Annotated in this window: 8 protein-coding genes and 1 pseudogene; 3 read left to right on the top strand and 6 right to left on the bottom strand. The window is 77.4% G+C overall.

Annotated elements, in window-relative coordinates:
- Window positions 1-34: 34 nt before the first annotated feature.
- The gene (locus QNH85_RS13775; protein ID WP_282947296.1) at window positions 35-880 is read right to left on the bottom strand and encodes a helix-turn-helix transcriptional regulator; all 846 of its coding nucleotides are present in this window, start codon (window positions 878-880) and stop codon (window positions 35-37) included.
- A gap of 102 nt (window positions 881-982) precedes the next feature.
- Between QNH85_RS13775 and QNH85_RS13780 the strand changes: the two genes are divergently transcribed.
- Window positions 983-1,663 (top strand): SDR family NAD(P)-dependent oxidoreductase, encoded by a 681-nt coding sequence (locus QNH85_RS13780; RefSeq protein WP_282947298.1) that lies wholly within the window; start codon window positions 983-985, stop codon window positions 1,661-1,663.
- A gap of 51 nt (window positions 1,664-1,714) precedes the next feature.
- Here QNH85_RS13780 and QNH85_RS13785 read toward each other — a convergent pair whose 3' ends face one another.
- Entirely contained in the window at window positions 1,715-3,517 is a 1,803-nt protein-coding gene (locus QNH85_RS13785) for a pyruvate dehydrogenase (protein WP_428830410.1), read from the bottom strand.
- Between the two features lie 179 nt (window positions 3,518-3,696).
- Between QNH85_RS13785 and QNH85_RS13790 the strand changes: the two genes are divergently transcribed.
- Complete coding sequence (locus QNH85_RS13790) at window positions 3,697-7,917, top strand: proline-rich domain-containing protein (RefSeq protein WP_282947301.1); 4,221 nt, start codon at window positions 3,697-3,699, stop codon at window positions 7,915-7,917.
- An 82-nt stretch (window positions 7,918-7,999) separates the two neighbouring features.
- Here QNH85_RS13790 and QNH85_RS13795 read toward each other — a convergent pair whose 3' ends face one another.
- Complete coding sequence (locus QNH85_RS13795) at window positions 8,000-9,337, bottom strand: MFS transporter (protein WP_282947303.1); 1,338 nt, start codon at window positions 9,335-9,337, stop codon at window positions 8,000-8,002.
- A gap of 88 nt (window positions 9,338-9,425) precedes the next feature.
- On the opposite strand from QNH85_RS13795, the gene QNH85_RS13800 reads away from it, so the two are divergent.
- Entirely contained in the window at window positions 9,426-9,728 is a 303-nt protein-coding gene (locus QNH85_RS13800; protein ID WP_282947305.1) for a GNAT family N-acetyltransferase, read from the top strand.
- 7 nt (window positions 9,729-9,735) lie between these two features.
- Here the strand turns inward: QNH85_RS13800 and QNH85_RS13805 are convergent, their stop codons facing one another.
- The 3 genes and pseudogenes from QNH85_RS13805 to QNH85_RS13815 form a co-directional block, all read right to left on the bottom strand.
- A complete protein-coding gene (locus QNH85_RS13805; RefSeq protein WP_282947307.1) occupies window positions 9,736-10,419 on the bottom strand; it encodes an HAD family hydrolase in 684 nt (227 codons plus the stop codon).
- Window positions 10,420-10,502: 83 nt separating this feature from the next.
- Window positions 10,503-10,667, bottom strand: a complete 165-nt coding sequence (locus QNH85_RS13810) for a hypothetical protein (protein WP_282947315.1) — start codon at window positions 10,665-10,667, stop codon at window positions 10,503-10,505.
- A gap of 159 nt (window positions 10,668-10,826) precedes the next feature.
- A pseudogene (locus QNH85_RS13815) lies at window positions 10,827-10,965 on the bottom strand (Holliday junction DNA helicase RuvB C-terminal domain-containing protein); the annotation flags it as partial.

Below are 10,965 nucleotides of genomic sequence, written 5' to 3' on the forward strand. Positions count from 1 at the left end.
CGGTTCGCCCGTTCTGCGGCGCCACCCCTCGGCGTCAGCCCACCGGGTCGGCGGCGAACGTCTGCAGCCCCGCGGTGCGCGCCAGCTCGAGCCGGTGGGCGTCCTCGCTGCCCGGCGCCGCGGTGTAGACGACGATCCGCAGGTCGGTGCCGGGGGCGACCAGCACGTCGCAGTCGACCGTGATGTCCCCGACGCACGGGTGGTGCACGGTCTTGCGGCTCGCGCGGTGGTCGGCGACGCGCGCCTCCTGCCAGCGCCGGGCGAACTCGGGCGACTCCTCGAGCAGCCGCTGCACCAGGCGCTCCAGCGCGGTGTCCTGCGGATAGCGGCCCCGGGCCTGGCGCAGGTCGCCCACCAGGTCGGCGGCGAACGCCTCGGCGTCCCCGGGCGCGTGCTCCACGCGCGGCACCCCGCCGACGAACCACTGCCAGACCACGTTCCCCTCGTGGCCGACGAACCCGGACGGGTCGCCGTTCACCGCCGCCCAGAGCGGGTTCCACAGCACCAGGTCGTGCGCGGCCGTGAACACCGCGACCGGCACGTCCGTCAGCCGGTCGACGATCCGCTGCACGCCGGGCGTGACGTGCCGGGGGACCGTCCCGCGGGACGGCACCGCCGCACCCGCCACGCGGTACAGGTGGTCGCGCTCGTGGTCGTCCAGCCGGAGGGCCCGCGCCAGGGCGGCCAGCGTCTGCGGCGACGGGTGCGTCGCGCGGCCCTGCTCCAGGCGCACCACGTAGTCGACGCTCACGTGGGCCAGCATCGCGAGCTCCTCGCGCCGCAGCCCCGGGGTCCGGCGCCCGGCTCCGGCCGGCAGCCCCGCCTCCTCCGGTCGCACCCGGTCCCGCCAGGCCCGCAGCACCCGCGCGAGATCGTCCATGCGCCCATCGTGCCCCCTGGCGCCCGGGCCTGGGTGGTACCGCGAGTCCCACGGTCGTGCGGTGCCTGGTGCGATCCGCCGGCCCGGCGGAGCGTGGACGCCATGACCACCACACTGATCACCGGGGCGAACAAGAGCCTCGGGCTGGAGACCGCCCGCCGGCTCGTCGAGGCCGGCCACACGGTGTACGCCGGGATGCGCGACCTCGCCTCGGGGGACGCCGTGCGCGCCCTGGGTGCGCACGCCGTGCAGATCGACGTCACCGACCAGGCGAGCGTCGACGCCGCGGTCGCGGCGCTGCCCGAGCTCGACGTGCTCGTCAACAACGCGGGCGTCCTCGGGACGTCCTTCGGCGTGGACGACCTCGACGCCGAGGCGGTGCGGGAGGTGCTGGAGACCAACGTCGTCGGCGGCGTGCGGGTCACGCAGGCCGCGCTGCCGCTGCTGCGGCGGTCCGCGAACCCGGTCGTCGTCAACGTGGCGTCGGGGGTCGGGGTGCCGCGGTGGCTCCTCGACGAGGCGCACGACGAGTACCCGGTCCTGGCCGTCCCCTACGCGGCGTCGAAGGCGGCGGTCATCGCGCTGACGGTGCAGTACGCCAAGAACCTGCCCGGCTTCCGCGTCAACGCCAGCGACCCCGGCTACACCGGCACCGACTTCAACGGGCACTCCGGGCACCAGACCGTCACCGAGGGGACCGACGCGACCGTGGCGCTCGCGCTGCTGGGCCCCGACGGACCGACGGGCGAGCTGCACGGCCGGCGCGGGCGCATCGCGTACTGACCGCCGGCGGGGCGGGGGCGCGCCCTCGCGGGCGGCGCCCCCGCCCGGCCGTCAGGGGCGCGGGACGTTGCGGAGGTTCGAGCGGGCCATGGCCATGACCTCGCCCATCCCGCCGCCGAGGATCTCCTTGCTCATCGCCGCCGTGAACCCGCCGACCTGCTGGCGCGTGATCTTCGGCGGCAGCGACAGCGCGCGGGGGTCGGTGACGAGGTCGACGAGCGCCGGCCCGTCGTGCGCGAACGCCTGGCGGAGCGCGGTGCGGATGTGCGTCGGGTCCTCGACGCGCACCGCCGGGATGCCCACCGCGTTCGCGACCGCCGCGTAGTCGACCGTCGGGGAGTCGGTCCCGTAGCTCGGCAGCCCGTCGACCAGCATCTCCAGACGCACCATGCCGAGCGTCGCGTTGTCGAACAGGATGATCTTCACCGGCAGCTGGTAGTGCACCAGCGTGATGAGCTCCCCGAGCAGCATCGACAGGCCGCCGTCGCCGGCGATCGCCACCACGTGCTTCTGCTCGGCGCCGGAGTCCCGGGCCGCGAAGGCCGCTCCGATCGCGTGCGGCACGGCGTTGGCCATCGACCCGTGCAGGAACGAGCCGATCACGCGGCGCCGTCCGTTCGGCGTGAGGTAGCGCGCGGCCCAGACGTTGCCCATGCCGGTGTCCACCGTGAACACCGCGTCGTCCGCGGCCTCCTCGTCGAGCAGCACGGCGGCGTACTCGGGGTGGATCGGCGTGTGGTGCTCGACGTCCTTCGTGTACGCGCCGACCACGCCGGACATCGCCCGCTCGTGCTTCTTGACCATCGAGTCGAGGAACCGGCGCGACCGCTTGCGCGACACCAGCGGCAGCAGCGCCCGCACGGTCTCGCCGACGTCCCCGACCACCGCGAGGTCGTTGCGGGTCCGGCGGCCGAGGCGGGTGGGGTCGATGTCGACCTGCGCGGTCCGGACGTCGCCGGGCAGGAACTGGTCGTACGGGAAGTCGGTCCCGAGCAGGATCAGCAGGTCCGCCTCGTCCATCGCGGCCTGCAGCGCCCCGTACCCGAGCAGACCCGTCATCCCGACGTCGAACGGGTTGTCGTACTGGATGTGCTCCTTGCCGCGCAGGCTGTGCCCGACGGGTGCGGCGATCGTGTCGGCGAGCGCGAGGACGTCGTCGTGCGCACCGCGGACGCCCGCACCGGCGAGGATCGTCACCTTCTTCGCGTCGTCGATCGCGGCGGCGAGCGCGGCGACGTCCGCGTCGGCCGGGACCACGCGCGGGCTGCTCGGGCGGGTGAGCGTGTCCGTGCCGGCGGGCGGGACCTCGAGGTCCGCGACGTCGCCCGGCAGCGTCAGCACCGCGACGCCCGGCGCGCCGTACGCGTGGTGGATGGCGCTGCGGATCACGCGCGGCGCCTGCGCGGCGGACGAGATCATCTCCGAGTAGACGGAGCACTCGACGAACAGCCGGTCGGGGTGCGTCTCCTGGAAGTACTGCGTGCCGATCTGCGCGCTCGGGATGTGCGAGGCGATCGCCAGCACCGGGACGCGGCTGCGGTTCGCGTCGTAGAGGCCGTTGATGAGGTGCAGGTTGCCCGGGCCGCACGAGCCGGCGCACACCGCGAGCGCGCCCGTGATCTCCGCCTCGGCCGCGGCGGCGAACGCGGCGGCCTCCTCGTGCCGGACGTGCACCCACTGGATGTCGACGCCGTCCTTGCGGGCGCGGCGGACCGCGTCGACCACCGGGTTCAGGCTGTCCCCGACGATGCCGTAGATGTGCTTGGCCCCTGCCGCCACCACCTGGGCGACGAGCTGGTCGGCCACCGTGCTGCTGCGTGCCACGCCTCGCTCCGATCGTTGTCGTGCGGCCATATTCATCCCATGACTTCGCGCGGCGCCACCCGGGGCCGGTGTCTCGTCGATCACGCCCGGCCCTGCGCCACCCCGGGCGACCCCGGCGAACGGGGCCGTCCGGCGGGCAACCTGGTGAAAGTCTGCGCAGGAACTGTGGACGACGCACCCCGGGCTCCGCGGGCTGGCACTCTCAGCACGTGGAACTGACCTCGGCAGATGCGCTCCGGCGCGAGCTCACCGACTTCACGCGCTGCCCGTCCTGCGGGACCGCGCTCGACTCCGCGCGGTGCGGGTCGTGCGGGCTCGACCTCGCGGGGTCGGCCGGCGAGCGCATCGCCGACGCCTCCCGAGCCGCGGCCCGCGCCCTGGACGAGCGCCGCCGGGTGATCTGGACCGTGCGCGCGGAGCAGACCGGGGACCACCCGCGCACGGCGCCGACCGGGCCGACGGTGTGGGCGCCGCAGCCGGTGGGCGCGGCCCAGCCCGTGGGTGCGGCCCAGCCGGTGGGTGCGGTGCAGCCGGTGGGCGGCCGGGCGGGCGGGCCGACGACGGGGCCCGCGACCGGTGCGCCCGCCGTCCCGGCGTGGTCCGCCGGGCCGGTCCCCGCGCGTCCCGTCCTGCCGGCCGGTGCCGTGCCCCCGCCCGGCGCGCCGCTGCGATTCGCGCCCGTGGGCCCGCCGCCGCCGGAGCGCGGCTTCGACGTCGTGCGCCTGTTCGTCCTCGCCGGTGCGGGGCTCGTGGCCGCGGCGGCGCTCGTGTTCGCGTTCTTCGTGCTCGCGGAGGCGCCCGCCGCGCGCGTCGCGGTGCTCGTGCTCGCGACCGCGGGCGCGGCGGCCGGCACCCTCGTGCTGCGCCGCAAGGGGATCGGCTCGTCCGCCGAGGCGGTCGGCGGCCTGGTCGCCGCGCTCGCGGTCGTGGACGCCTGGGTGGTGGCGGCGCTCGTCGGCGGCGCCGCCCGCTGGGTCGTGCTCGCGTTCCTGCTGCTGGCCGTGGGCGTGGGGCTGCCCGCCGCCGGGCCCGCCGTCCGGGTGCGGGCCTGGACCGCGGCCGTCCTCGTGCTCCCGTTCGTGCCCCTGAGCGTGGCGGGTGCGGTCGGGGGCCTGTGGGCGTGGCACCTCGCCCTGCTCGTCGCGGCCGTCGTCACGCTGGTCCGGGTCCCGCACCGGCGGACAGTCCGCGACCGGTTCGGCGCGGCACCCTCCGTCGTCGACGCGCTCCTCACGCTGGGGGCGGCCGGCCTGCTCGCGGCGGCGCTCCTCGTCGCGCCCGCCCTCCCGCCGATCGCGCCGCGCTGGGAGACCGGCGCCGTCGCCGTCGCCCTGCTCCTCGCCGCAGCCGTCGCCCGCGCCCAGGCGTCCGCCGGTCTCGCCACGGCCTGGACCTGGGCCGCCGGCGCGCTCGCGGTGCTGTCGGGTGTCGCCGTGCTGCCCCAGGAGGTCGGGGCCGGTCCGCTCGCGGGCGCGGCCGTCTGGGCGCTGCTCGTGCTCGTGCCGACGGTCGCCGACCGGCCGCGCCACGAGGACCCGCGGTACCGGGCTCTCGTCTCCGGCGGGTTCGTGGCCCTCGTGGCGTCGACCGTCCCGGCGGTGGTCGTCGCGATCGCGTCGACGGTCGCGCTGCTCGACGGCATCGACGCCACCTTCACCCGCGAGCTCGACGGGGCCGCGTTCGCCGGGACGGGCACGGGGTCGGGCGGCGCCCAGCTGCTCGCCCTCGTGGTGCTGGCCGGGGCGCTCGGGGCGGTCGGCCGGCTCCGGCTCGCGCCCGTCTGGCGGGTGCCGGTGCTCCCGCCGCCGCCGCCCGCCCTGGCCGGGGCGCCGCTGCCCCCGTCGCCCGTGCCCGTGCTCCCCGCGTCTCCCGTCCCGCACGAACCGGGCGTCCAGGTCTTCGCCCGGCTGTGGCTGCCGTCCGCGACCGTGCTCGCCGCGGTGGTCGCCACCGGGCTCCTGCGACCCTGGTCGACGGCCCTGCTCGTGGGGCAGCTGCTGCTCGCCGCCGCGCTGGTCGAGGCCGCCCGCCGCGCGCCCGCGTCGGCGACGCCCTGGCGCGCCACGCTGACCGTCGCGGCGTTCGTGCAGATCGCCCTGCTCACGGCCCTGACCTGGACCTCCCGGCCGACCGTCGCCCTCGGCGCGGTCGCCGTCGTGCTGCTGCTCCTGCGCAGCCGGCGCCTGGCGCTCGCGGACCTGCGGGGCGCTCTGGTCGGCCTCGGTGCCGCGTACGCCGGGGTGGTGCTCGCCGTGTGCCTCGCCTGGGCGGGGTGGGACGCCTACGGCGTGATCGGCGGCGTCGCGGTGGCGCTGACCCTCGTCGCGGTCGCGCTCACCGTCGTGCCCCGCGTCGGGTCGGACGCCTGGCTCGCCGTGCTCGTGGTCGCGGCCGTACCGGCGGTCCTCGGCATCGCGGCGGTCGCGGTCGAGCGCACCTGGTGGTCCGCGGGCGTCGCGGCAGCGCTCCTCGTGCTCGAGGTCGTGCTCCTGGACACCCGCGCGCGCCCCGTCGCCGGGTGGCTGCGGGTGCTGGCCGCCGGGCTGGTCGTGCCGACCGTCGCGGTCCTCGTCATCTGCGCCGGTGCGGTGCTGCTGCCGGGGTCCGGGTCGCCGGTGCTGCTGCCGGTCGTCGCCGTGCTGGCCGCCGCGGCCGCGGTCGCCGCACCGGCCGTCGCGGACCGCCTGCGACGCCGGGCCCCCGAGGTCCCCGCCGGTCGGGCGCGCGTCGCCCTGGAGCTGGCCTCCGCCGGCACCGGCGCCGTCGCGCTCCTGCTCGGGATCGCGCGTGCCAGCACCGGGGCGGAGACCGTCTTGGCCCTCTGCGCGATCCTCGGCGCCGGAGCCACGGCCCTCGCCCTGCGCCCGGACCGGCGGCCCGTCTGGTGGGTCGCCGCCGTGCTGTGGTCCGGTGTGGTCTGGTCGGCGCTCGCCTGGTGGGGCGTCGGCCTCGTCGAGGCGTACACCGCCCCGCCGGCCGTCGCGGCCGTCGTCGTCGGGACGCTGCTCGCCCGGCGCGGCGACCGGTGGCGCCCGCTCGTCGCCGCGGGGACGGCCCTGCTGGTGGCGCCGACCCTCGTGCTCGCCCTGTTCGGTGCGGCGACCGGGGTCCGGTCCGCGGTGCTGCTCGCGTTCGCGGCCGTCGCCGTCGGTGCGACGCTCCTGATCGACCGGTCCTCGGCCGTCACGGCGACCGCCCCCGCCGGTCGCGGGGCCCTGCGCGCCCTCACCGACCCGCTGCTGCTCGGCGCCGCCGCTGCGGCCCTCGGCGGGCCGATCCGGGCGGTGCACCTCGCTGCGGGCACCCCCGCCGGATCCGGCGCGGACAACGCGCGGCTGTTCGGCGCCGCGCTCGCGTGGTCGGTGGCCGGGGCCCTGCTGCTCGGGGTCGCGTGCCGGCTGGTCGCGGCCCGGCAGGTGGCGCTCGCGGCGACCGTCGCGCCGCACCGCCGCACCGCCGCCGAGGGGGAGGCCGCGGCCCTGCGCCGCTGGGCGCTCGCCCCGGCGCTGCTCGCCGGCACGGTCGGAGCCCTCGCCGGGGCCCGGGACTCCTGGGCCGTCGTGTGGGTCGGGTGGCTGGTCGAGCTCGCGCTGCTCGGCGCCGCGGTCCTGGCGGTGCGCGCGGAGGCGGGTGCGGCGGCGCCGTCGGGAGTGGCGTCGGCAGGTGGGGTGCCGGCGGGTGGCGCGGTGCCGGCGGGTGCGGTGCCGGCGGGTGGCGCGGTGCCGGCGGGTGCGGTGCCGGCGGGTGGCGCGGTGCCGGCGGGTGCGGTGCCGGCGGGTGGCGCGGTTGCGGGTGCGGCGCCGGCGGGTGCGGTGCCGGCGGGCGGCGCGGCGCCGGTGCGCTCCCCGCTCGCCGCGGCGCTCCCGCCCGGCTGGTTCCTGTGGCTGGCGGCGCTCGCGTGGGCGATCGGGGCGTGGAGCCCGCGCGAGCTGCGGGTCGAGGTGTTCGCCCTCCCGCTCGGCCTCGCGCTGACGGCCATGGGGTTCGCGGGTCTCCGCACGGCGCTCGCGGAGCCGACCGGACGCGTCACCGCGGCCCCGGCTCGCGGAGCGTGGCCCGTGGGCCGGACGACGTCGGTCGCGACGCTGACGCCCGGCATCCTCGCGACCCTGGGCCCGTCGATGCTGGCCATCTGGACGGACCCGATGACCTGGCGCGCGATCCTCGTCGTGGTGCTCGCGCTCGGGTTCATGCTGCTCGGCGCGCGGCAGATGCTCCGCGCGCCGCTGGTCGTGGGCGCCGGCGCGCTGCCCGTGGCGGTGATCAGCGTGTTCGCCGCGCAGATCGGCCGGACGATCTCCGCGGGTCCGTGGCTGCTCACCCTCCTCGCGGCGGGCGGGCTGCTGCTGGTGCTCGGGATCTTCGCCGAACGCCGCCGCGCGGCCGCCGAGGACGGGGCCGAGGTGGGCGCACCCCGCGTGCTGCGTTGACACCGCGGTGACGCCGGGCCGGGCACGCGGCGACGGCCGGCCCGGCACGCGCCGACGGCGGCGCCGGCGCCCCGGGCGGGCGTCAGCCCCGGGTGGCGTCCCCGGGCCGGCGGGGCGCGGGGGCGACCGCCTCGGCGGTCCGGGCGGGGGCGGTGCCCGGCGTCCCCGCGGCGCGGGCGTCCGCCGCGGGCTCCGCCGCACGCAGGTCCGCGGTGCCCGCGCGCAGGGTGCGCAGCGACGCGAGCGTCGCGACCACGGCGAGCGCGGCGGACCCGACCACGACCAGGTAGCCGCCGTGCGACCCCTGCCGGTCGATGAGGCTGCCGGCGATCCACGACCCCACGGAGACGCCCACGCCGAGCGAGGTGCCGACCCACGTGAGGCCCTCGGTCAGCCGCTCCGGCGCGACGAAGTGCTGCACGAGCCCGTTGCCGTTGATGAGGGTCGGCGCGATGGCGAACCCGGCGACGAACATGACGACCGCCAGCATCGTCATCGACGTGACCAGCACGAACAGCGCGGCGCCCACCGCCAGCGCCACCATGCCGATCGCGAACCGCCGCCACAGCGGCGTCACCCAGTGGCGCGCGCCGTACAGCAGGCCGGAGATCATCGAGCCGCACGCGAACACCGCCAGCACGACGCCCGCGAGCCCCGGCCGGCCGGCCTCCTCGGCGAACGCGACGGTGCTGACGTCGGTGGCCCCGAAGATGGCGCCCATCGCGACGAACACGATCGCGAGCACGAGCATCCCGCCGGACCGCATCACGGAGCCGCGCCGCACGCGCCGGCCGTCCGGGCGGGTGGCCGCGTCGGCCTGCGGGTGCGGGGGCGGCTGCGTCGCACGCTGGCTCAGGAACCAGAACCCGCCGAGCAGCATCCCCACGACCGGGACGATCAGCCCCGCCGAGGGTGTGACGGCGGTCGCGAGCGTGGTCGCGAGGATGGGCCCGACGACGAACACCAGCTCGTCCAGCGCGGACTCCAGCGAGTACGCGGTGTGCAGGGCCCGCGGGTCGTCGAGCACGTGGGACCACCGGGCGCGGACCAGGGCCCCGAACGAGCCGATCGTGGAGCCGGTGACGACGGCCGTGAGGTAGAGCGTCCACACCGGCGCCCCGCTGAGCGCGCACACCACCAGGGCGATGATCGCGAGCGCGGACACGGTGACGGCGGGACGCATGACGCGCGCCTGCCCGTGCTGGTCCACCAGGCGGGCGAGCCACGGCGAGCACACCGCCTGCGCGAGCACGTAGACCGCCGACACGCTCCCGGCGAGGCCGTACGAGTCGTGCAGCGCCTCGATCATCAGCACGATGCCGATGCCCACCATCGACATCGGCAGCCGGGCGATGACCCCGGCGGAGGAGAACGCCAGCGCCCCTGGACGGGTCAGCACGTCACGGTAGGGCCCCAGCACCTGGTCAGTCTCGCACCCGCCTCCGACACCGGGCGCGCTGATATCAGCGACGTGGCGGCGGGCGCGGTCGGCGGCCGATACTTCGGGCATGACGACGCTCACCGTGACGGACGTGCCCGAGCAGGACCGCTTCGAGGTCCGCGACGCCGAGGGCGCCCTGCTGGGGTTCGCCGAGTACCGGCGCAGCCCCGGCGTGGTGGTGTTCACGCACACCGAGGTGGACGCGCCCCGCGAGGGTCACGGCATCGGCTCGACGCTCGTGCGCGAGGCGCTGGACGCCGTCCGCGCCGCCGGGGACCGCGTCGTGCCGCAGTGCCCGTTCGTGCGCAGGCTGATCGACGAGCACCCCGAGTACGCCGACCTGGTGGCCGACGACCAGCCCACCCGCTGACGAGCGCTCAGGCGGGCGGCAGGACCGCGGCCAGCGGGCTGGTGCGCCACCCCGCGAGCAGCGCGGCGACGTCCGGGTAGACCGCCACCGCGCCGGCGTCCCGGAGCTCCGCCTCGGACGTGCCCCCGCTCAGCACACCGACGCACGGCACCCCGGCGCGCGCGGCGGCCGCCACGTCCCACACCGCGTCCCCGACGAACACCGCCCGGTCGGGGCCGACCCCGGCGCGGTCGAGCGCCGCCTGCACGAGGTCCGGCTCGGGCTTGGCCTCCTCGACGTCCTCCGCGCCGGTGATCTCGACGACGTCGTCCACGTCGAGCACCGCTCGCAGCCTCTCGACCTCCTCGGGGGCGGCGGACGTCGACAGCACCACGGCGACGCCCTCGCCGGCCAGCGTCCGCACGAGCTCCCGCGCGCCGTCGAACGGCCGCAGCAGGTCCGCGAGGGCGGCGTACCGCTCGGCGTGCCCGTCCTTCACCTGCTCGGTCAGCCGGTCGGCGTCGTCTCCCAGCAGCTCCGCGATCAGGCGGCCGGACCCCATGCCGATCCGGCGGTGGACCCGCCAGGCGTCGACCGGGTGGCCGGCGCGCGCGAAGGCCTGCACCCACGCGTGCACGTGCAGGAAGTTGGAGTCGACGAGGGTGCCGTCGATGTCGAACAGCACGGCACCGGCTTCGGAGGATCGCGTCATGCCCCCGGTCTACCGGGACGGGCGCCGGCGCGCGCGGCGTGACGCCGGCGGATGCGGCGTCCCCGCCGCGCGCCGGCCGTGCGTCAGGGGTTGAGGAACGACGCCGGGTCGGTGTCGCTGCCGCCCTCGTCGGGCATGGAGCGGGCGACCTCGTCGTCGGAGACCTCGTCGTCGCGGACCTCGTCCACGTCCGGGTCCACCACGGCATCCGGGGCGTCGTCGGGGGTCGGTCCGGTGCTCTCGCTCATCGTGTGCTCCTTCGCTGACGTGGCTGGTCTCGCCACGCTAGGCGCGGTGCACGTAGCGCGCCGAGCGGGGCGAGACCCGCCACGGCAGCGAAGGGGCACCCGAGGAGCGGGAGCACCGGACCGACCCCCGCCGACGGCCCGGAGGCCGGGGGGGGCCCGGGCCTCCGCGGGCGCGACGCGGCCCCGGGGGGTGCGGCCGATGAGCCCCTCGCGCACGAGGAACGGCTCCGCGACCGTCTCCACCGTCTCGGGCTCCTCGCCGACCGCCACGGCGAGCGTCGTGAGCCCGACGGGCCCG

The sequence above is a fragment of the Cellulomonas endometrii genome (assembly GCF_949769265.1).
In the GTDB taxonomy this organism is placed as follows: domain Bacteria; phylum Actinomycetota; class Actinomycetes; order Actinomycetales; family Cellulomonadaceae; genus Cellulomonas; species Cellulomonas endometrii.